At 66.0% G+C, this 20054-nt stretch carries 15 protein-coding genes; 7 read left to right on the top strand and 8 right to left on the bottom strand.

The genetic code is table 11. From position 1 onward, the window contains the following. Nucleotides 1–94 precede the first annotated feature (94 nt). Nucleotides 95–1000 (bottom strand): helix-turn-helix domain-containing protein, encoded by a 906-nt coding sequence (locus L1O02_RS16110; RefSeq protein WP_235758277.1) that lies wholly within the window; start codon nt 998–1000, stop codon nt 95–97. Between the two features lie 163 nt (nt 1001–1163). Between L1O02_RS16110 and L1O02_RS16115 the strand changes: the two genes are divergently transcribed. Genes L1O02_RS16115 through L1O02_RS16125 form a run of 3 tightly spaced genes read left to right on the top strand, consistent with a single transcriptional unit; the run spans nt 1164 to nt 4968 of the window. After that, a complete protein-coding gene (locus tag L1O02_RS16115) occupies nt 1164–2522 on the top strand; it encodes a glutamine synthetase family protein (RefSeq protein ID WP_060839195.1) in 1359 nt (452 codons plus the stop codon). Between the two features lie 47 nt (nt 2523–2569). Then, nucleotides 2570–3658 (top strand): polyamine ABC transporter substrate-binding protein, encoded by a 1089-nt coding sequence (locus tag L1O02_RS16120; protein ID WP_235758279.1) that lies wholly within the window; start codon nt 2570–2572, stop codon nt 3656–3658. Next, nucleotides 3655–4968: an FAD-binding oxidoreductase gene (locus tag L1O02_RS16125; protein ID WP_235758281.1), complete on the top strand. Its 1314-nt coding sequence runs from the start codon at nt 3655–3657 to the stop codon at nt 4966–4968. Before L1O02_RS16120 ends, L1O02_RS16125 begins: the two co-directional genes overlap by 4 nt. Before the next feature lie 126 nt (nt 4969–5094). Here the strand turns inward: L1O02_RS16125 and L1O02_RS16130 are convergent, their stop codons facing one another. Beyond that, nucleotides 5095–6042 carry an alpha/beta hydrolase gene (locus L1O02_RS16130; RefSeq protein ID WP_235758283.1) on the bottom strand — a complete coding sequence of 316 codons (948 nt, stop codon included), beginning with the start codon at nt 6040–6042 and terminating at the stop codon, nt 5095–5097. 133 nt (nt 6043–6175) lie between these two features. Next, nucleotides 6176–6931 carry a TetR/AcrR family transcriptional regulator gene (locus tag L1O02_RS16135; RefSeq protein WP_060839191.1) on the bottom strand — a complete coding sequence of 252 codons (756 nt, stop codon included), beginning with the start codon at nt 6929–6931 and terminating at the stop codon, nt 6176–6178. 364 nt (nt 6932–7295) lie between these two features. On the opposite strand from L1O02_RS16135, the gene L1O02_RS16140 reads away from it, so the two are divergent. The 4 genes from L1O02_RS16140 (at nt 7296) to L1O02_RS16155 (ending at nt 11964) form a co-directional block, all read left to right on the top strand. Next, a complete protein-coding gene (locus tag L1O02_RS16140; RefSeq protein ID WP_060839190.1) occupies nt 7296–8000 on the top strand; it encodes an ABC transporter ATP-binding protein in 705 nt (234 codons plus the stop codon). Then, entirely contained in the window at nt 7997–9196 is a 1200-nt protein-coding gene (locus L1O02_RS16145; protein ID WP_235758285.1) for an ABC transporter permease, read from the top strand. The genes L1O02_RS16140 and L1O02_RS16145 overlap by 4 nt, the downstream gene beginning before the upstream one ends. Before the next feature lie 67 nt (nt 9197–9263). Continuing rightward, nucleotides 9264–10688: a TolC family protein gene (locus L1O02_RS16150; RefSeq protein ID WP_231979054.1), complete on the top strand. Its 1425-nt coding sequence runs from the start codon at nt 9264–9266 to the stop codon at nt 10686–10688. 91 nt (nt 10689–10779) lie between these two features. Further along, nucleotides 10780–11964: an HlyD family efflux transporter periplasmic adaptor subunit gene (locus L1O02_RS16155; protein WP_235760254.1), complete on the top strand. Its 1185-nt coding sequence runs from the start codon at nt 10780–10782 to the stop codon at nt 11962–11964. 199 nt (nt 11965–12163) lie between these two features. Here L1O02_RS16155 and L1O02_RS16160 read toward each other — a convergent pair whose 3' ends face one another. From L1O02_RS16160 to L1O02_RS16180, 5 genes are read right to left on the bottom strand one after another with little or no spacing between them, the layout of a single operon-like run. Then, a complete protein-coding gene (locus L1O02_RS16160) occupies nt 12164–13867 on the bottom strand; it encodes an AMP-binding protein (protein ID WP_060839186.1) in 1704 nt (567 codons plus the stop codon). A 19-nt stretch (nt 13868–13886) separates the two neighbouring features. Continuing rightward, nucleotides 13887–15185, bottom strand: coding sequence for an acetyl-CoA C-acetyltransferase (locus L1O02_RS16165; RefSeq protein ID WP_060839185.1), 1299 nt, complete (start codon nt 15183–15185; stop codon nt 13887–13889). Beyond that, nucleotides 15182–16075 (bottom strand): MaoC/PaaZ C-terminal domain-containing protein, encoded by an 894-nt coding sequence (locus L1O02_RS16170; RefSeq protein ID WP_235758287.1) that lies wholly within the window; start codon nt 16073–16075, stop codon nt 15182–15184. The genes L1O02_RS16165 and L1O02_RS16170 overlap by 4 nt, the downstream gene beginning before the upstream one ends. Before the next feature lie 3 nt (nt 16076–16078). Beyond that, complete coding sequence (locus L1O02_RS16175) at nt 16079–17431, bottom strand: 3-oxoacyl-ACP reductase (RefSeq protein WP_235758289.1); 1353 nt, start codon at nt 17429–17431, stop codon at nt 16079–16081. A gap of 30 nt (nt 17432–17461) precedes the next feature. Then, nucleotides 17462–20011 (bottom strand): acyl-CoA dehydrogenase, encoded by a 2550-nt coding sequence (locus tag L1O02_RS16180; RefSeq protein WP_235758291.1) that lies wholly within the window; start codon nt 20009–20011, stop codon nt 17462–17464. Between the last annotated feature and the right edge of the window lie 43 nt (nt 20012–20054).

Raw genomic sequence — 20054 nt, forward strand, 5'->3', positions numbered from 1 at the left:
TTGCAGGAGCCGGCTTGCCGACGAAGGCTGAGAGTGATGCAGGGCTTGCGGGCCTCTTCGCTGGCAAACCAGTTTCTGCGGCCAGTGCTGCCGATCAGCTCGGGCGACGTTTCAGGGTCTGGCTGGGCAACTCCTTGAATAGCGCCCGATAGCTGCTGGAAAACCGTCCCAGGTGCCAGAACGACCAGTGCATCGCCACCTCGGCCACGGTGGTCTCGCTGGGCCCGCGGCTGAGCAGTTCGCGGTGCGCGCTGTTGAGCCGGCGCAGGCGCAGCCACTGGCTGGGGGCCATGCCGGTAAAGGCCTTGAACGCGCTTTGCAACTGACGCAGGGAAACCCCGGCCACCTGGGACAGCTCCAGCAGATTGAGGGTTTCCTCAGGGACGTCGGCCGCCCATTGCGCCACCCGCTGCATGATCACCCGCTCTTCGCTGCGCCGTTGCAGGCTGCCCGGGTCCAGGCGCACGCAGGCGTTGTCGAGGATGTACAGGCAGTCGTCCAGCAGTTGCTGGGTCAGGGCTTCGCGGCTGGGGGGATCGAGGGTCTGGGACAGGCGGGTCAAGGTGGCGCTCAGCCAGCGGCAAAACAGCGCATTCTGCTGGCTGCCCAGCGGCGCCATGAACAGGCCGTCCAGGCGTTCCAGCCCCAGGCCCTGGCGCTGGACGAACTCGGGGCCGAACACCACCGCCACTTCCTGGTAGTTCTCCGGGGTGATCCAGATATTGCGACTCTCGCCATTTAGCAGGTACAGGGCGTTGTCACTGCGGTCGAAACAGAACGCCAGGGCGCCTTGCGGGGCGCTGAAATTCTGCTCGACCCGGGTGTTCATGCACTCCTCGTAGATCTCCACGCCCTGCAGGTCGAGGTAGCGCACCAGGCCGTTGAAATGCCCGGGGGACATCTGCTGGTAGTGCTGCACCCAACCCGGGGTGGCACGAATCTGATCGGCGACATCGAAGGTGTTGAACGCTTGAACCTGAAGCGGATTGGACGCTGTCATCGGGGGACCTTGCGCACTCTTTTGGTGCGCTTTGGTGCTGCTTAAAGTGGATAGATGGAACAACAAGGCTCGCCCAAGATAGTCGCCAATGCGCCGCAGGGGAAGCCTTGCCGGGATACTCCCGCTCACCTCGGAGCAGACAAGAACAATCATCGAGGTCTTTATGAACGCCCCTTTCGATCAGCTGTCCTCCTGGCTGAAAGATCACAAGATTACCGAAGTCGAATGCGTGGTCAGCGACCTGACCGGCATTGCCCGCGGCAAAATCGCGCCCACCAACAAGTTCCTGCACGAGCGCGGCATGCGCCTGCCGGAAAGTGTCCTGCTGCAAACGGTAACCGGGGATTTTGTCGACGACGACCTGTACTACGAACTGCTGGACCCGGCGGACATCGACATGGTCTGCCGCCCGGATTCGTCGTCGATCTACCTGGTGCCCTGGGCCATCGAACCCACCGCCATCGTCATCCACGACACCTTCGACAAGTTCGGCAACCCCATCGAGCTGTCGCCGCGCAACGTGCTGAAAAAGGTTCTGCAGCTGTACACCGACAAGGGCTGGCAGCCGATCGTCGCCCCGGAAATGGAGTTCTACCTGACCCAGCGCTGCGAGGACCCGGACCTGCCGCTCAAGGCCCCGCTGGGCCGTTCCGGTCGCGCGGAAAGCGGCCGCCAGTCGTTCTCCATCGACGCCGCCAACGAGTTCGATCCGCTGTTCGAAGACGTCTATGACTGGTGCGAAGCCCAGGGCCTGGACCTGGACACGCTGATCCACGAAGACGGCCCGGCGCAGATGGAAATCAACTTCCGCCACGGCGACGCCCTGGACCTGGCGGACCAGATCACCGTGTTCAAGCGCACCCTGCGCGAGGCGGCGCTCAAGCACAACGTCACCGCCACCTTCATGGCCAAGCCGGTGGCCGACGAACCCGGCAGCGCCATGCACCTGCACCAGAGCGTGGTGGACATCGCCACCGGCAAGCCGATCTTCGTCGATGCCGACGGCCAGAAGAGCCAGCTGTTCCTGCACCACATCGGCGGCCTGCAGAAGTACATCCCCAAGGTGCTGCCGATGTTCGCCCCCAACGTCAACTCGTTCCGCCGCTTCCTGCCGGACACCTCGGCCCCGGTGAACGTCGAATGGGGCGAGGAAAACCGCACCGTCGGCCTGCGCGTGCCCACCGCCAGCCCGGAAGCCATGCGCGTGGAAAACCGCCTGCCCGGCGCCGACGCCAACCCCTACCTGGCGATCGCCGCCAGCCTGCTGTGCGGCTACCTGGGTATGGTCGAAGGCATCGAACCCAGCGCCCCGGTGGAAGGCCGGGCCTATGAGCGCCGCAACCTGCGCCTGCCGATCACCATCGAGGACGCCCTGGCGCACATGGAGGATTGCCCGACCATCGAGCAGTACCTGGGGCGCAAGTTCGTCCGTGGCTACGTGGCGGTCAAGCGCGCCGAACACGAGAACTTCAAGCGCGTGATCAGCTCCTGGGAACGCGAGTTCCTGCTGCTCAGCGTCTGATTCCCCAGCGTCTGCAACCCATAAAAACAACCCGAAGAGGTGTCGATATGCGTCTTTTGCAAGCAGTGATCCCGGCAGCACTGGCGGCCTTGATGAGCGCCGCCGTCCAGGCACAACCCAGTGTCAGCGTGTACAACTGGACCGACTACATCGGCCAGACCACCCTCGCCGACTTCCAGGGCAAGACCGGGATCAAGGTGATCTACGACGTCTTCGACTCCAACGAAACCCTGGAGGGCAAGTTGCTGGCCGGGCGCACCGGCTACGACGTGGTGGTGCCCTCCAACCATTTCCTGGCGCGCCAGGTGAAGGCCGGCGCGTTCCTCAAGCTGGACCGCTCGCAGTTGCCCAACTGGCAGAACCTGGACCCCAAGCTGCTGGCCCTGCTGGAGCAGAACGACCCCGGCAACCAGTACTCGGTGCCCTACCTGTGGGGCACCAATGGCATCGGCTACAACGTCGACAAGGTCAAGCAGGTGCTGGGCATCGACCACATCGACTCCTGGGCGGTGCTGCTGGAGCCAGAAAACCTGAAGAAGCTCCAGCAATGCGGGGTGTCGATGATGGACTCGCCGGATGAAGTGTTCCCGGCGGTGCTCAACTACCTGGGCCTGGACCCGCGCAGCGAAAAGCCCGAGGACTACCAGAAGGCCGAGGCCAAGCTGCTGACCCTGCGTCCATACATCACCTACTTCCACTCCTCCAAGTACGTCTCGGACCTGGCCAACGGTGATATCTGCATCGCCTTCGGCTACTCCGGGGACGTGTTCCAGGCCGCCAACCGGGCCAAGGAAGCCAAGAACGGGGTGAACATCGCCTACTCGATTCCCAAGGAAGGCAGCAACCTGTGGTTCGACCTGCTGGCGATTCCCGCCGATGCCGGCAACGTCAAGGAAGCCCACGCCTTCATCAACTACCTGCTGGACCCGCAGGTGATCGCCAAGGTCAGCGCCTACGTCGGCTACGCCAACCCCAACCCGGGTTCACAGCCGTACATGGACGCTGAGCTGGTGAACAACCCCGAGGTGTATCCGCCGCAGGCCGTACTCGACAAGCTGTACATCTCCAGCACCCAGTCGCCGGCCATCATGCGCTTGATGACCCGTTCCTGGAGCAAAGTGAAGTCCAACAAATGAATCAGCCACGACACTCGGGCAGCGCCAGCGAGCATGCCCGCTCCTACTACGCCGCCTCCGCCGGGCCCCTGCCCGGCTACCCGGCCCTCAGTGGCGACCTGCAGGCCAATGTGTGTGTCATCGGCGGTGGTTTCACCGGGGTCAACGCCGCCATCGAACTGGCCCAGCGCGGGCTGTCGGTAATCCTCCTGGAAGCCCGGCGCATCGGCTGGGGCGCCAGCGGGCGCAACGGCGGCCAGCTGATTCGCGGCATTGGCCATGACGTCACGGGCTTTGCCCGCTACGTCGGCCAGGATGGGGTGAAATACCTTGAGCGCGCCGGGATCGACTCGGTGGAACTGGTGCGCGAGCGCATCGCCACGCACGGCATCGATTGCGACCTGCGCTGGGGTTTCTGCGAACTGGCCAATACCCGGGCCCAGTTCGCGGCGTTCCAGGCTGAACAGGATCACCTGGCGAGCCTGGGCTATCGCCACCCGACCCGCCTGGTGGAGCCCCAGGACATGGCGCAGGTGGTGGCCTCCTCGGTGTATGCCGGGGGCCTGGTGGACCTGGGCTCGGGGCATCTGCATCCCCTCAAGCTGGTGCTGGGGGAAGCGCGGGTTGCGGCGTCGCTGGGGGTGCGGGTGTTCGAGCAGAGCCCGGTGCTGGAGTTGACCCACGGCGACAGCGTCACCGTGCGCTGCGCGACCGGCACGGTCAGCGCCGGGCACCTGGTGCTGGCCTGCAATGCCCACCTGGAGGATCTGGAGCCGCGGCTCAGTGGCAAGGTGCTGCCGGCCGGCAGCTACATCATCACCACCGAGCCCCTGAGCGAAGAGCGCGCCCGCGCGCTGATCCCGCAGAATCTGGCGCTGTGCGACCAGAAGGTCGGCCTGGACTACTACCGGCTGACCGCCGACCGGCGCCTGCTGTTTGGCGGTGCCTGCCACTATTCGGGACGCGACCCGGCGGACATCGCCGGCTACATGCGGCCGAAGCTGCTCAAGGTGTTCCCGCAGTTGCAGGATGTGGCCATCGACTTCCAGTGGGGCGGCAAGATCGGTATCACCGCCAACCGCTTCCCCCAGGTCGGACGTCTGCGCCAGTACCCCAACGTGTATTACGCCCAGGGGTATTCCGGGCATGGCCTGAACGTCACCCACTGGACCGCCCGGCTGCTGGCCGAGGCGATCGAGGCCGGCCACAGCCAGGGCCTGGACGTGTTCAGCGGCGTGCCGCACATGACCTTTCCCGGTGGTCCTGCGCTACGCGCACCGCTGCTGGCCCTGGGCATGCTCTGGCACCGGATGCGCGAAATGCTCGGTTGAGCGACCTCCTTCGCCGGCCGCATCCGCCGCCGGGGGAGCCGGCTTGCCGAACAGGGATCGCCGCCTTGCGCCGCCCCTGCCGAGGCCTTCGCTGGCAAGCCAGCGTCCGAGGAACCGGCGGGTGCTCTAGGTGAACCGTCGCTGCAGAAAATCCAGCAACAGGGCATTGACCCGCTGCGGCTGCTCATTCTGGATCCAGTGTCCGCAGTCCGTCAGCAGGTGCTGTTCCAGGTCGGCCACCTGACCGGGCATGCGCTTGAGGGTATGGGCTTCGAGCACGCCCACCGGATCACGGTCGCCCAGCAGGAACAGGGTCGGCTGCTGCACCCGGGGCTGGGCCAGGAACTCGGTGCGCTGCCAGGTGCGCTCGAAGTTGCGGTACCAGTTCAGGGCACCGCGAAAGCCGCGCCCGGCAAAGGTCTGGCGATAGGCCTGGAAGTCCTCCTCGCTGCACCACGGCGGCAATTCTCGTGGCACCCTCACCCCGTCGAACAGCCGGGCATCGGCCGGTTTGGGCTCGAGCAAGGCCTGCACATTGCCCATGAACAGCCGCAGGCTGGCGTCGATATCGGCGTCCAGTTCCGCCTCGGCCACCCCGGGCTGCTGAAAGTAGAGGATGTAGTTGAAATGCCCGCCATGCACCTCGCGCATGATCTCGCTGGCCGGCCGTTTCGGACGCCCGGCAAAGGGCACGGAAAGGGTCGCCAGTGCCGCCACCCGCCGCGGCTCCAGCAATGCCAGGTGCCAGGCGACCGGGGCGCCCCAGTCGTGGCCGACCATGCACACCCGCTGATGACCAAAGGCATCCATGGCCTGCTGGACGTCCGCGCACAGGGTCAGAAGATCGTAGGCCTCCACCGCTTCCGGCGCCGAACTGCGGCCGTAACCGCGCATCTCCGGCACGAATACGCGAAACCCGCCGCGCACCAGGGCCGGCACCTGATGGCGCCAGGAGTGCCAGCACTCGGGAAAACCATGCAGCAGCCATACCGGGACTCCGTGCTCCGGTCCGGCGACCTGGACACTGAGTTCGATTCCATTGACGGCCAGAAGATGCTGTTGATAGGCAGGCATGCCGGGCGCTCCAGGGCAGATGCGAGGAGCAGAACCTAGCAGATGGTGGCCGCAGCCTTGAGCAATATTGATGGTTTGAATGAGGGTGCCACGCCTGCCGGCACCCTGAGGTGCGGGCAGGCGTGGCGTCCGCTCAGGCAGGAATCATGCCGGCCAGGGACTGGCTGTGCTGACGAATCAGGCGCTGGGTGTTCAAGACCTTTTCCAGGGCCTGCTCGGAATCGGGATCTTGCATGGGGGCGCGAATCGCTGCCGACACCAGGCTGATCAGCTTGGCCATGACTTCGGCATCGGTGGCCGGACGCCCCAGGCTCATGGCCTGCATCAGCAGGCGCAGTTCGGTGCCGGCCATGACCCCGGAAATCGCCTTGAGGGCGAACTGCAGACGCACCCCCAGTTCGTTGCGCGGCAGGTCCGGCAGCGCCAGGGCAAAGGCCTTGAAGAAGCGCTCGAACACCGGTTGATAGTGTTCCTTGAGGTATTCCTGAATGAATGGCGAGGTATCGCTGTATACCCGGCCGAGGAAACGAATGAACGACCGGCCTTCCAGGCCACCGCTTTCATCACTGCGCTCCAGGCCCATGGCGGGAGCGAAAAGCACCCCCAGCAGGGTCTCGCAATCCAGCGGTCCGTCGGCCTGCTCTTCGCACTTGGCCAAGAGTTCCAGACGTTGATCGTTGAGCGGCCCCAGGCGTTGCATCAGCAGGGCCTTCATCAACGAATCCTTGTCGCCGAAGTGGTAGTTCACCGCCGCCAGGTTGACCTTGGCGCGCTCGGTGATCTGACGCAGCAGCACGGCGTCGTAGCCGTACTTGATGAACAATGCCTCGGTCGCTTCCAGCAGTCGGGTCTTGGTGACATTGGGGGCACTGAGTTTCTTGGCGACCATGGAGGACTAACCTTTGCTGGGTGAAAAACTGACCGTTCGAACAGTGTTTTAAAAAAAAATTTGATTTTTTATACCCGCGAGAAGCCCTAAAAGCAAGCGCCCCAAGGACCCACGCCGGCCTGCAAGTACCTTTTATGACCCACGGGTCCCCGTGTTTCGGCCGCCGCGAAAAAACCTCGAAAAGCCCCCAATTAGCCGGTTCAGACGGCTGGCGCACCAGGATGAACGCAGTTACTATTCAAACAATTTTTTAAAACAATAAATAAAAACCAGAGCTTGGCCTTGCCCCTGGACCCCGCGCAACGCGACGCCTGCGCACCGTGGATATTCAAGCAAGCAGTCGAGCCAGCCGGCGCGGTAAGCGATGACAGCGACGATAATCGACTCAGGTTTTATCTCCCTGCAAGGCATAGGCAAGAGCTATCGGCTGGCGGAGCAACCGCTCCACATTCTCAAGAACGTCTCCCTGTCCATCGACTCCGGCGAGAGCTGCGCCATCCTCGGTGCCTCGGGTTCCGGCAAAAGCACCCTGCTCAATATCCTCGGCCTGCTGGACCTGCCCGACAGCGGCGAGTACCGCTTCGCCGGCCACGATATCTTCCGCGCCAGCCCCGACCAACTGGCGGCCATCCGCAACCGGCAGATCGGCTTCGTATTCCAGAGCTTCAACCTGCTGCCGCGCCTCAGCGCCCTGGACAACGTCGCCCTGCCCCTGAGCTACCGCGGCGTGGCCCGGCGTGAATCCCTGGAACGTGCCCAGCACATGCTCGATCAGGTGGGCCTGGGGCAACGGGCTCAGCACCGCCCCGCCGACCTCTCCGGCGGCCAGCGCCAGCGCGTGGCGATCGCCCGGGCCCTGGTGGGCGAGCCATCGGTGATTCTCGCCGACGAACCCACCGGCAACCTCGACAGCCACACCGCCCGGGACATCATGGACCTGCTGCTGGCGCTGAACCGCGAACGCCAGGTGACCCTGATCATCGTCACCCACGACCCGGGCATCGCCCAGCGGCTGGAGCGGCAGATCCGCGTGACCAACGGCGTGGTCCAGGAGGTCTGCCCGGCATGAGCCTCAAGGTCGAGCAGAGCGCCAGCCAGCTGCTGCACGAAGCCTTCGTCAGCCTGCGCACCCTGGGCAAGCGTTCGATCCTGGCCCTGCTGGGCATCGTCATCGGCAGCTCATCGGTGGTGGCCCTGATCAACATCGGCCACAACGCCGCCCAGGACGCCGCGGCGATCTTCCAGGACATGGGCACCGACACCCTGGCGGTGCAATTTCCCGATTCCTCGGCCAGCCGCGCGCCCATGCCGCCGCTCCTCGACCTGGCGGCCCTGCACCTGGCCCTGCCGCAGTTGCTGGACATCGCCCCGGTGGCGCTGTTCAGCGGGCCGGTGGTGTACCGCGGACGCTCCAGCAACGCCAACCTGGTGGGCAGCACCCCGTCCCTGGCCAGCGCCATGCGCCTGCAGGTGCAGCAAGGGCGCTTTCTCTCGGCGTTCGACAGCGGGCAAACCTACGCGGTGGTCGGCGCCCAGGTCGCCGAAGCCCTGAGCACGCCCCACGACCCGCTGCGCCTGGGGGAACGGATTCGCATCAACGACTACCTGTTCCAGGTGATCGGCATCCTCGCCAGGCAACCGGCGGCGGTGCTGATCCCGGTGCAGACCAACGAATCCCTGTTCATCCCCCTGGAAGGCATGCGGCGGATTTCCTCGAGCCCGCAGATCAGCAACCTGATCGCCCGCGCGGCACCGGCCCAGGACATGAACCGGCTGGCCGCGGCCCTGGGCGACACCTTGAAGCAGCACCTGCCCGGGCGCAGCGTCGAGGTGCAGGTGCCGCAGAAGATCATCGACGGCATGACCCGGCAAAGCCGCACCTTCGGCTACCTGCTGATGGCCCTGGGGGGCATCTCCCTGGTGGGCGGTGGCGTCGGGGTGATGAACGTGATGCTGATGAACGTCTCGGAGCGGCGCCGGGAGATCGGCATCCGCATGGCCCTGGGCGCGCGGCGCCGGGACATCCGCAACCTGTTCCTGCTCGAAGCGGTGACCCTGACCGCCGTGGGCGCACTGTCCGGTGCGGTGCTGGGCATGAGCGCCGCCTACCTCTATGCCCGCCTCTCCGGCTGGCAGTTTTCCCTGGCCGGCGCCTCCCTGCCCCTGGGGATCGGCAGCACCCTGCTGATCGGGCTGTTCTTCGGCCTGTACCCGGCCGTCTCGGCCTCGCGCCTGCAACCGGTGGAGGCGCTGCGGGATGAATGATCGCCAACGCGCCGCGCTCTTGCTGCTGTGCCTGCTCAGCCCCCTGGGCCAGGCCGGCTCCCGGGACATGGACGTGGCCCGCCAGGCGTCGGCCCCGACCCTGCGCAGCGCCTACGAACGCAGCGTGCTGCTGAGCCAGCAGCAGACCGAGCTGACCCTGGCCGATGCGGTCTACCTGGGCCTGCGCAACAACCGTGGCATCCGCAGCGCCTACCTGCAGCGGGTGGCACAGAAGTTCGACCTGCGGGTGTCGGAGGACACCTTCAACCCCAAGCTGCTGCTCAGCGGCACCTACCGGGCCAACAAGGGCAGCAACGACGGGGTGCGCAACACCACCCTCAATCCCAGCTCCAGCCTGCTGGGGGAATACGGCACACGCCTGAACATGGCCTGGCACCAGGAACTGAGCCAGGCCAACCGGGCCGGCTACTACCGCCGCGACGGCCTGGACCTGTCGATCATCCAGCCGCTGCTCAAGGGCGCCGGCTGGGACGTGACCACCGCGCCGCTGCGCCTGGCGCGGATCAACGAACAGGCCTACCGCCTCAACCTCAAGGCCAACGTGGCGCAGACCATCAGCGACATCATTGGCGCCTACCGCGAACTGCTGCGGGCCCAGGAACAGCTGGCGATCGTCGAGGACGCCCTCAAGCGCGCCAATGCCCTGCTCCAGGTGAACAAGGCGCTGATCGCCGCCGGGCGCATGGCCGAGTTCGAGATCGTGCAGACCGAAGCCGACATCGCCAGCCAGGAGCTGGGGGTGGAAGAGGCACGCAATCAGGTGGACATCAACCGCCTGTCGCTGCTGCGCCTGCTGGCCCTGGACCTGTCGACCCGGATCCGCGCCAGCGACGGCCTGCAAGCGGCGAAAGTCAGCATCGACCAGCAGGACGCCCTGCGCCTGGCGCAGATCCAGCAACCCACCTACCTGGCGACATTGCTGGGCAGCCAGCAGGCCGACCTCAACCTGATCATCGCCAAGGACCAGAGCCGCTGGGATGTGTCCCTGGTGGCCGGCGCCAATCAGGTGCGCAACCGTTACGACAACGACGGCGGCAACGGCGCGGGACGGACCTGGGACAGCTATGCCGGCGTGCAGGTGCAGATTCCCATCGGCGACTTGAGTACCCGTCAGGCCGAGGTGCATGCCCGGGTCGACGTGGAAAACCAGGCCCTGGTGCTGGCCGATGCCCGCCAGGCCCTGGAGCGCAGCGTCAGTGACGTGGTGCGCGACCTGGGCACCCGCTGGCGCCAGTACGAGATCGCCCAGCGCGCCGTGGAACTGTCCAGGCGCAAGCTGGATATCGAACGGGAAAAACTCAGCGCCGGGCGCTCCAGCAACTTCCAGGTGCTGAGTTACGAAAGCGATTTGCGCACCAGTGAAAACGCCCGCCTCAATGCACTGATTGCCTACCTCAACGCCCAGACCCAGCTGGATCTGACCCTGGGCACGACCTTGGAGACCTGGGACATTGCGCTCAACGACTTCTGAGCAGAAAAACTGGCGCAAGCGCGGCCTCCTCGGCGGCACCGCCCTGATCGTGCTGGCCGTGGCCGGCGTCGCCCTCACCCACTACCGCGCCGTGGACGATCCGGCGCTGCAACAGGGTCACTGGATCGAGGTCAGCACTACGCCGCTGATTCATCAGATCGGCCTGGTGGGCAAGATCGAGCCCCAGCGCACCATCAGCCTGACGGCGCCGTTCGACGGCAACGTTCTGGCCAATCTGGTGGAACAGGGCCAGCGGGTGGAGGCCGGTCAAACGCTGCTGAAGATGGACCCCAGCCTGATCGAGATCCAGGTGCGCGAAGCCTTGTCAGCCCAGCTCAAGGCCCGGCGCAGCGTTCAGGAACTGCAGAACTGGGACAGCAGCGCCCTGGTGACCCGGGCCCGGCGCACCTTGCGCGCCTCGCAGATGGCGGTGAGCAATTCCGAACGCAAGCTCAGTGAAAGCCAGAGCCTGTTTGCCCGGGGCATCATTCCCCGCAACGAACTGGACGATCTCAAGCAACTGCTGCAGAGCCAGCGCCTGGACCTGACGGCGGCCCAGGGCGAACTGCAACAGGCGCTGGATCAGGGCAAGGGTGAATTCCGCCAGATTGCCGAGATGGAGCTGACCAATGCCACGGTCAAGTACGAAGCCCTGCGCGCGCTGCTGGCGGGTAAGGACGTGGTCGCCCCCTTTGCCGGAATCGTGGTCCCGGCGCCGGGGCTCAACCTGACACCCATCGCGTCGGCGGCGGCCTCGGGGCCGGTGCAGACCGGCAGCAAGGTCGGCCAGGGCCAGGCCCTGTTCGGCCTGGCCAACATCGAGCAACTGAAGATCGTCAGCAAGGTGTCGGAGCTGGACATCAACCAGCTGCGCGAGGGCCAGAGCGTGGAAATTCTCGGTGACGGCTTTGACGGCGAGCGCCTCCAGGGCCAGGTGGACATCGTCAGCAGTCTGGCGCTGCCGGGGGACGCCAGCGGTGCCAGCGCGCAGTTCCCGGTGACCCTGTCGGTGCCCAAGCTGACCCGCGAACAACAGCAGCGCGTCCGCCTGGGCATGAGCGCGCGATTGAGCATCATTACCTACCGCAACGATCAGGCCATAGTGCTGCCGCCAGCGGCGATCCAGCGCGAGGCCGACGGCATGAGCGTGGAATACCGGGCAACGGCCGATCAACCAGGCCGGCGGGTACCGGTGAGCGTGGGCCAATCGACCCCGGAGGGCGTGGAAGTGTTCGGCCTGCAGCCGGGCCAGGTCCGCCTGCCCAACGCCTTGTAGGTTCAGGCTTGCCCGGCTATCACCCGAAGAACCTCTAGCGCCCTCGGGACGCTTGCGTCCCTGCGGGCCGTTCGCAGCCTTCGGCAGCGGCTACAGTGATCGCCGTGGAGGTAGCCGCTGCCGAGCCCCGGCGAGGCTGCGAAAAGGCCCGCAGGGCCTTGCTTGACGATCTTCAGAAGAACCTCGGACGCCCTCGAAACTAACGCAGGGCGCGGCGCAGGACCTTGCCGACGGTGGTCTTGGGCAACTCTTCGGTACGGAACTCGACGTAGCGCGGCACCTTGTAGCCGGTCAGGTACTCGCGGCAGTGGGCCAGCAACTGCTCCTGGGTCAGGTTCGGGTCCTTGCGCACCACGAAGATCTTCACCTTCTCCCCGGTCACCCCATCCTCGACGCCAATCGCCGCCACCTCGGCGACGCCCGGATGCAGGGCCACCACGTCCTCGATCTCGTTGGGGTACACGTTGAAACCCGAGACCAGGATCATGTCCTTCTTGCGGTCCACCAGACGGATGAAGCCCTGCTCGTTCATCACCCCGATATCCCCGGTGGACAGCCAGCCGTGGCGGTCCAGGACCTTGGCGGTCTCTTCCGGACGCTGCCAGTAGCCCTTCATCACCTGGGGCCCGCGCACCTGTAGCTCGCCCTCCTCGCCCAGTTCTGCCAGCTCGCCGTCCTCGCGCACGAAGCGCACCCAGGTCGACGGCAGCGGCACGCCGATGGTCCCGGTGAAATCGCCCTCACGCATGCGCGCGATGTCGATCGGGCTGATGCTCACCACCGGCGAGCACTCGGTGAGGCCGTAGCCTTCGATGATCGGCACCCCGGTGACCTCCTTCCAGCGCCGGGCCACAGCGGTGTGGGTGGCCATGCCTCCGGCGATGGCCAGTTTCAGGTCGGAGAAGTCCCGGCCGCGAAACTCCTCGTTTTCCAGCAGGCCGTTGAACAGGGTGTTGACCCCGACGATGCCGCTGAACTTCTCCTTGCGCAGGATCATCTGCACCCGCTTCACGTCCCGCGGGTTGGCGATGAGGATGTTGCGCCCGCCCAGGCACATGAACATCAGGCAGTTCACCGTCAGCGACAGCACGTGATACAGCGGCAGCAGGGTGACGTTGGTTTCCTGCTGGTTCTCGTCCAATTGATCGCCGACCCAGGCCTTGGCCTGCATCAGGTTGGCGAGGATGTTGCGGTGGCTGAGCATCGCGCCCTTGGCATCGCCGGTGGTGCCGCCGGTGTATTGCAGGAAGGCGATGTCATCCTGCTTGAGCTCCACCGGCCGGTGCTCCAGCACACTGGCCAGTTTCATCATCGCCGGGAAGCGGATCGAGCCCGGCAGGTTGAACTTGGGCACTTGCTTCTGCACGTGGCGCAGGGCGAAGTTCAGCGCCGCGCCCTTGAAGGTCCCCAGCAGGTCGCCGATGGCGGCCACCACGATGTTCTTCAGGCGGCTGCCCGGCATCGCCTGCTCCAGGGTGTGGGCGAAGTTCTCGAAGATCACCACGGTTTCGGCGCCGCTGTCCTTGAGCAGGTGCCGCAGTTCATGGGCGGTGTACAGCGGGTTGACGTTGACCACCACCGCCCCCACCAGCAGGGTGCCGAACAGGCAGATCGGGTATTGCAGGCAGTTGGGCATCATCAGGGCCACCCGGTCGCCCTTCTTCACCCCTTTGGATTGCAACCAGGCGGCGAAGGCGAACACCCGCTTCTCCCACAGGTCGTAGCCCATCTCGGTGCCAATGCTGACGTAGGCCACCCGGTGGCGGTACTTGTCCACGTGTTCGAGGAACACTTCCCGCAGTGACGGGTAGCGGTCGATGTCGGCTTCGATATCGCTGGGCACCCCCGGCAGGTAGGCGTTCAGCCAGATACGCTCGGCGGGTTGCAGGCTCACGACACTCATTGGCAGTCTCCTTGTTATTTTATTTTTCGACGATGGCGGTGACACCCAGCCCGCCTGCGGCACAGACGGAAATCAGTCCCCGACCGGAGCCGCGCTGGTGGATCGCCTTGGCCAGGGTCGCCAGCAGGCGTCCGCCGGTGGCGGCAAACGGATGCCCACAGCCCAGGGAGCCGCCGTTGACGTTGAGCTTGCTGCGCTCGATGCTGCCCAGCGGCCCTTCAAGGCCGAGTTTTTCCCGGCAGTAATCGGCGTCTTCCCAGGCCTTGAGGGTGCACAGCACCTGAGCGGCGAAGGCTTCGTGAATCTCGTAGAAATCGAAATCCCCCAGGCCCAGCCCTTCCCGGGCCAGCATGCGCGGCACAGCGTAGGCCGGGGCCATCAGCAGCCCTTCGCTGCCGTCGACAAAATTCACCGCGGCGGTTTCCCCGGTGCGCAGGTAGGCCAGCACCGGCAGGTTGTTGGCCGCGGCCCAGTCTTCGCTGGCCAGCAGCACCACCGAGGCACCGTCGGTGAGCGGGGTCGAGTTGCCGGCGGTCAGCGTGCCGTTGTGGCGGTCATAGGCCGGGCCCAGGCCGGCGAGCTTCTCCAGGCTGGCATCGGCTCGCAGGTTGTTGTCACGGGTCAGGCCGCGATACGGGGTGATCAGGTCGTCGAAGAAGCCGCGCTGATAGGCGGCATGCAACTGCTGGTGGCTGGCCAGCGCCAGTTCATCCTGGGCCAGGCGCTTGATGTGCCAGCGCTTGGCCATTTCTTCACAGTGCTCACCCATGGACAGCCCGGTGCGTGGCTCGCCGTTGCGCGGCAGCAGCGGCTTGAAGAACATCCCCGGGCGCACCTTAAGCAGGCTGCGCAGCTTGTTGCCGGTGCCCTTGGCCCGGTTGGCCTGGAGCAGGATCCGGCGCAGTCCTTCATTGATGCCGATCGGCGCGTCGGAGGTGGTGTCGGCACCGCCGGCAATCCCCACCTCGATCTGCCCCAGGGCGATCTTGTTGGCCACCAGCAACGCCGCCTCAAGCCCAGTGCCACAGGCCTGCTGCACGTCATAGGCCGGGGTCTGGGGCGCCAGGGTGGTGGACAGCAGGCTCTCCCGGGCCAGGTTGAAATCCCGGGAATGCTTGATCACCGCCCCCGCGGCGAACTCCCCCAGGCGCTGGCCGGACAGGCCGTAGCGATCCACCAGCCCCTGCAACGCCGCCACCAGCAGGTCCTGGTTGCTGTCGTTGGCATAGACCGTGTTGGAGCGGGCGAAGGGAATCCGGTTGCCGCCGATGATCGCCACCCGGCGCACCGGCGCCGGATTGAAACTGTACTCAGTCATTGCCCAGCTCCCCAGATAAATAGGCCGCGCATGTGGGGCTTGTCCCCCGCGTTGTTGCGCACTTCGAACTCATGGCGCGGACCGTCCGGCAGACGGTTCCACAAGGTCACCGCCGCCGGCAGCAGGATCGGCAGCTTGAACTCGCAGTCCAGCTCCGCCGCCGCCAGCGCATGAGGCGGTTGCTGGGCCGCCAGGGCCCGGCCCAGGGTCCACATGCCGTGGGCGATGGGGCGGCGGAAACCGAACAGCCGGGCGCCGAGCCAGGAGGTGTGAATCGGGTTGAAGTCGCCGCTGACCTGGGCGAAACGCCGTCCCAGGTCGCCCGCCAGGTTCCAGCGCTGGGTGCGAATCAGCGGCGCTTCATCCTGCTTCAGCGCGCCTTCCCAGGGCTCGCCGATGGGGCTGGACACGCCACGGCGCAGGTACAGGCTGTGGCTTTCCCAGACCAGGCTGCCACCGCTGTGGGCCCGGGTGGCGATGGACAGCGCCTGGCCCTTGGGATGGGCCAGCCAGCGTTCGGCGAACACTTCCAGGCGCAGGGCCTGGCCCTCCTCCAGCTTCTGGTACTGGCGAATGCGATTGGCCAGGTGAACCATGCCGCTGGCCGGATAGGGAAACCTGCGGTCGGTCAGCAACAACAGGTGCAAGGGAAACGCCAGGGTATGGGGAAAGGCCAGCGGCACCCCGTGTTCCCGGCGAAAGCCGCAGGCCTGGGCGTAGCGGGCGATCCCGGCGGCCTGCAACTCCACCGCCGGACGCACCAGGCGCTCGGCGGGCAGCGCCGGCGCGGCGTCCGGCTTGGGCTTGCGCAGGCTGCGGATGCCGTCATAGAGCAGTTGGCCCCGGGACGGTGGCGGTTCGATGATGCGAATGGCGCTGTCGCTATTCATGGCTCAGGCCCCCAGCAGGCTTTGCCCGCAGACGCGGACCACCTGCCCATTGATCCCGCCGGAACCCGGATGGGCCAGCCAGGCGATGGTTTCCGCCACGTCCACGGCCTGCCCGCCCTGGTTCATGGAGTTCATGCGCCGTCCCGCCTCGCGGATCAGCAGCGGGATCTTCGCGGTCATCTGGGTTTCGATGAACCCCGGGGCCACGCCGTTGACGGTGATCTGCTGGCGCGCCGCCAGGGGCGCCAGGTTCTGCACCAGGCCAATGACCCCGGCCTTGGAGGTGGCGTAGTTGCTTTGCCCGAGGTTGCCGGCGATTCCGGAAATCGACGACACACAGACGATCCGCCCACCGGGGTTCAGGCCCTGGCCCGCGAGCAACGCCTGACTGAGCAGCAGCGGCGCTTCCAGGTTGACCGCCATGACCTTGCGCCACGCCGCCTCGGTCATCTTGGCCAGGGTCTTGTCCTGGGTGATGCCGGCGTTGTGCACGACGATATCGAATGCGCCGTGCTCACCGACGAACTCCAGCAAGCGTTGCCCGGCCCCGGCGGCAGTGATGTCCAGGGCCAGGGCATCGCCCTTGAGGCCGGCTGCGGCCTGCTGCAACTCGCCCTCGACCTGGGGAATGTCCAGGCACACCACCTGGGCGCCGTCCCGGGCCAGGACCTTGGCAATCGCCAGGCCGATGCCGCGGCAGGCACCGGTGACCAGGGCTCGCCGTCCGCTCAAGGGCCGCTCCCAATCGATGTGCCGGGGCACGTCCACCGGCTCGCCGATGCGCACCACCTGGCCCGAGACATAGGCCGAGCGCCGGGACAGGAAGAAGCGCAGGCTGCTGTCCAGTTCGGCTTCGGCACCGGGCTCGACATACAGCAACTGGACGGTGATGGCCCGACGCAGTTCCTTGCCCAGGGAGCGCACGAAACCTTCCAGGGCCCGCTGCGCCACCGCCTGCTCCAGCGCCTTGCAGTGTTCCGGCGGCGTGCCCAGCACCAGCACCCGAGCATGGGCGCCCAGGCGCCGGACATTGGCGTGAAAGCAGCGGTACAGCTCATCGAGCTGGGCGATATCCGCCAGCCCGCTGGCGTCGAACACCAGGCCCTGGACCTTCACCGTCGAGGGTGCATTGATACTCGCGGCCTGGGCCGCCACGGTGTCGGTGGCGGCGAAGATCCGTTGCAGCTCGCCCAGCAGGCGGCCTTCGGGCGCCGCGGCGAGGATCACCGGGTTGATCAGGTTGCCGCCCTGCCCCTCGCGGTGGCGCTGGAGCGGCACCGGTTGCGGCAAGCCGGTACGCTGGGCCAGCCAGCGGCCCCACCCGGAATTGACGAACGAAAGATAACCGTCAGACATAAAGAGATCCCGATCCAATCCAGTAGAGGGTCAATAGGCCGAATCGCTGGCGACCACCGCGTCTTCGCTGCTGGCCGCACGTTTGCGCGAGGCCGGCCTGGCGCCTTGCTCGAAGTGCGCCTGACGCTGCTGCAGGGCTTCCAGCAGACCGAAGTCCTGAGGGAAGTCGTCGACCTGGATCGCGTGATCGCCGTATTCCACGTAGCGCCCCAGCAGCTCGTCCTCGTCCGCGCTGATCAGTTGCAGTTCCAGGGCCTTGACCCGCCAGATCACGAAGGCCTCGCGGGAGATCGGCAGCAGCGCCAGGACGCCCTGCTTGATCGCCGGCTTGAGCCGCGCCTCGATCAGGTCCACCTGCGGCTGCAGACGGAACGCCAGTTCGCCATAGGCCAGCTTGTCGATGTCCGGCTGCGGGATGTAGGAGTCGGCCAGCAGGCGGTCGCGGGTCGGGCCCGGGGTCTGCACCAGCTCGGCCACTTGCGCCAGCAGGCGATCCGAGGGTTTGCGCTGGGCAATGCCCAGGGGAAAGCTCAGGCCGCGAATGATCCGCGCAGCCGCCTTGGACGGGTAGTTGTCCAGCACTTCGGCCAGGGCTTCATGGGCCCGCAGCAGGGAGTCTTGAGCGGCCCAGTGCACCAGGGGCAGATCGGCCTGGGGCCGGCCGTCGTCCTCGAAACGCTTCAACACGCAGGACAGGATGTACAGCTGGGACAGAATGTCCCCCAGGCGCCCGGTGATGCTTTCCTTGCGCTTGAGGGCACCGCCCAGCACGCCCATGGAAATGTCCGACGCCAGGGCCAGCACCACCGACAGGCGCTGGATCTGCCGGTAATAGCCGGCCAGGGCCTTGTCGGTATTGGCCGGGGCCTTGATCAGACGGCCGCCGGTCAGCGCATGCACGGCGGCACGCACGGTGTTGGCGAAGACAAAGCTGATATGACCGAACATCGCGCTGTCGAACTCTTCCAGGCCCTTGCGTCCGGTGTCCCGCGCCGCTTCCATTTCGCGGAACACGTAGGGATGGCAACGGATCAGCCCCTGACCGTAGATGATCAGGCAGCGGGTCATGATGTTCGCGCCTTCCACGGTGATAGCGATCGGGCTTTGCTGGTAGGCCCGGGCCAGGAAGTTGTTGGGGCCCATGCAGATGCCCTTGCCGGCGACGATGTCCATGCCGTCGTTGACGATGGCCCGTGCGCGCTCGGTGACGTGGTACTTGGCGATGGCCGAGATCACCGACGGCTTCTCGCCAGCATCCAGGGACGCCACCGAGACCTTGCGCACCGCGTCACAGGCATACAGATGCCCGGCCATGCGCGCCAGGGGCGCCTGCACCCCTTCGAACTTGCCGATGGGCAGGCCGAACTGCTTGCGCATCGCCGCATACGCCGTGGTGCCGCGCACCGCCACCTTGCCCAGGCCGACGTTGGCCGACGGCAGGGAAATGGCGCGCCCGGCGGCCAGGCATTCCATCAGCATGCGCCAGCCATTGCCCACCTGGGCGCCACCGCCGATCACCCATTCAAGGGGAATGAACACATCCTTGCCGGTGGTCGGGCCGTTCTGGAACACCGCGTTCAGCGGCCAGTGGCGACGCCCGGTATTGACCCCTGGATGGGTGGTAGGAATCAGCGCGCAGGTGATCCCCAGGCTGCCCTTGCTGCCCAGCAGGCCGTCCGGGTCTTCGGCGCGAAACGCCAGCCCCAACACCGTGGCGATCGGGCCCAGGGTGATGTAGCGCTTGTCCCAGGTGACGCGAAAGCCGAGCACTTCCTGGCCTTCGAACTGGCCCTTGCACACCACCCCGACATCGGGGATGGCCCCGGCGTCGGAACCGGCATAGGGGCTGGTCAGGGCAAAGCAGGGAATGTCTTCGCCGCGAGCCAGGCGCGGCAGGTAATGCTGGCGCTGGGCCTCGGTGCCGTAGTGCAGCAGCAGCTCGGCTGGGCCCAGGGAGTTGGGCACCATCACCGAGATCGCCGCCGCCGAGCAGCGGGTCGAGAGCTTCATCACCACTTGGGAATGGGCGTAATGGGAGAAACCTTTGCCGCCGTACTGCTTGGGAATGATCATCCCCAGGAACCCGGCGTCCTTGGTGTATTGCCAGGCCTTGGGCGACAGGTCCTGCCAGATCTGGGTGGTCTCCCAGTCGTTGGCCATGTCGCACAGGGTTTCCACTTCGTTGTCCATGAACGCCTGTTCCTCGGCGCTCAAGCTGGCCGGAGCGCTCTGCAACAGACGCGGCCAATCCGGCTTGCCGCTGAACAGCTCGGCGTCCCACCAGACCGTGCCGGACTCGATGGCCGCACGCTCGGTGTCGGACATGGCCGGCATGATCTTGCGGAACATCGCCAGGGCGCGGCGGGTAAGCAAGGCGCGGCGCAAGGGCTTGATGCACAGCAGCGCGGCCGGCGCCAGCACCAGCAACACGCCGAGGGTCAATCCCAGGGTGCCCACCAGGCTGAACAGATACGCGACCGCCAGCCACACCACTGCGGCACCCAGCCACAGGGCGGCTGTCGCCTGTCGATAAGCCAGCGCGAGCGCTGCGGCAAGTCCCACCAATAACCAGACAATCATGGAATACCTCTCTTGTTCTAACGAGACGACCACCAGGGCCCTG

The sequence above is a fragment of the Pseudomonas sp. BC42 genome, from assembly GCF_021560055.1.
Taxonomy (GTDB): domain Bacteria; phylum Pseudomonadota; class Gammaproteobacteria; order Pseudomonadales; family Pseudomonadaceae; genus Aquipseudomonas.

Excerpts from the sequence above, each read along its gene's own strand:
- L1O02_RS16110 (WP_235758277.1), bottom strand. The coding sequence starts at position 1,000 with ATGACAGCGTCCAATCCGCTTCAGGTTCAAGCGTTCAACACCTTCGAT.
- L1O02_RS16115 (WP_060839195.1), top strand. The coding sequence starts at position 1,164 with ATGAACGCCCCTTTCGATCAGCTGTCCTCCTGGCTGAAAGATCACAAG.
- L1O02_RS16120 (WP_235758279.1), top strand. The coding sequence starts at position 2,570 with ATGCGTCTTTTGCAAGCAGTGATCCCGGCAGCACTGGCGGCCTTGATG.
- L1O02_RS16125 (WP_235758281.1), top strand. The coding sequence starts at position 3,655 with ATGAATCAGCCACGACACTCGGGCAGCGCCAGCGAGCATGCCCGCTCC.
- L1O02_RS16130 (WP_235758283.1), bottom strand. The coding sequence starts at position 6,042 with ATGCCTGCCTATCAACAGCATCTTCTGGCCGTCAATGGAATCGAACTC.
- L1O02_RS16135 (WP_060839191.1), bottom strand. The coding sequence starts at position 6,931 with ATGGTCGCCAAGAAACTCAGTGCCCCCAATGTCACCAAGACCCGACTG.
- L1O02_RS16140 (WP_060839190.1), top strand. The coding sequence starts at position 7,296 with ATGACAGCGACGATAATCGACTCAGGTTTTATCTCCCTGCAAGGCATA.
- L1O02_RS16145 (WP_235758285.1), top strand. The coding sequence starts at position 7,997 with ATGAGCCTCAAGGTCGAGCAGAGCGCCAGCCAGCTGCTGCACGAAGCC.
- L1O02_RS16150 (WP_231979054.1), top strand. The coding sequence starts at position 9,264 with ATGGACGTGGCCCGCCAGGCGTCGGCCCCGACCCTGCGCAGCGCCTAC.
- L1O02_RS16160 (WP_060839186.1), bottom strand. The coding sequence starts at position 13,867 with ATGAGTGTCGTGAGCCTGCAACCCGCCGAGCGTATCTGGCTGAACGCC.
- L1O02_RS16165 (WP_060839185.1), bottom strand. The coding sequence starts at position 15,185 with ATGACTGAGTACAGTTTCAATCCGGCGCCGGTGCGCCGGGTGGCGATC.
- L1O02_RS16170 (WP_235758287.1), bottom strand. The coding sequence starts at position 16,075 with ATGAATAGCGACAGCGCCATTCGCATCATCGAACCGCCACCGTCCCGG.
- L1O02_RS16175 (WP_235758289.1), bottom strand. The coding sequence starts at position 17,431 with ATGTCTGACGGTTATCTTTCGTTCGTCAATTCCGGGTGGGGCCGCTGG.
- L1O02_RS16180 (WP_235758291.1), bottom strand. The coding sequence starts at position 20,011 with ATGATTGTCTGGTTATTGGTGGGACTTGCCGCAGCGCTCGCGCTGGCT.